Here is a 932-nt window from a genome sequence, read left to right as displayed (position 1 = left end):
ACATCATCAACAGAATGAATGATAAAATCAACAACCTCAATGGGAGTATAAACAATGCCTAATTTTTCTACTGTACGCGGAAAAGCATAACGGAAAAATTCATTATAAAGCTCTACAATTAAACTTTGTTGTGCTTCAAGAGTGGTAATTCCACGCGTGTAAAATTGTACACTCTTAGAAATATTTTTGAGATCTTGAGATTCTTCTTTAGGAGTAACTTTATCAAGGGCATTGAGTACACGTTGTAAAGCGCAAGATACGGGATTTTCTTGAACAAACTGATGCCCCTCAAATAAAGCATTAAAGACTGGACGCGTCACAAGATGTTGCGCAAGCATTTCAATCGCATTTTGTTCGGAGATAGTTGTATTTAAATTACTACGTAATTCGGTCATAAAATCATTAAACACACGCCGTGTTTCAGTTTCTGATTTCGTCAAAACCTCAGTTAAGCGTGTGATATGAGTTTGAGCAAGATCACCAACATTTATTGCCCATTTTTTCCAATAGCTAGGGTCGTAAAATCTATTAACAATAGCAGTTCTAATGACATCTTTACTTTTAGAAAAAAGGGGGAGTTCTCCTTGTTCTTCACATGTGTGAGAGGATTCATAAGTTGCTAACCCAATATTAAGTCCTGAATACTCTAATTTTGAGCGTATAGGTAAATCATCAATAACCGTGGTCGTATCTTCTAACGCAAGTTCTTGAGAAGCAGCAACAATTTCAAGAGCATCGCTTACGTCTTGTTTTTTGTGCATATGGTGAATTATTTTATTAAAGTTATCATCATGAGCACGTAAAGCATTGAGAACTTGCCAGATGACATTATACTTTTGGTTGTTTTCTAAGGCTATTTCCGGCGGAATATCAGCGGGTATCCCAACGGGTAGAATGATATAGCCTCTTTTTTTACCCTCTGCTCGACGCAT

1 pseudogene is annotated in these 932 nt (G+C 36.6%); it reads right to left on the bottom strand.

Annotation, left to right across the window (positions count from 1 at the left end):
• Window positions 1–932: pseudogene (locus tag ACFIQE_RS10920) on the bottom strand (damage-inducible protein); the annotation flags it as partial.

This window comes from Bartonella sp. AA1HLJMS (assembly GCF_042197445.1).
Classification (GTDB): domain Bacteria; phylum Pseudomonadota; class Alphaproteobacteria; order Rhizobiales; family Rhizobiaceae; genus Bartonella.
Note: the sequence above shows the minus strand (reverse complement) of the source record. Positions and strands in the feature narration are given on the sequence as shown.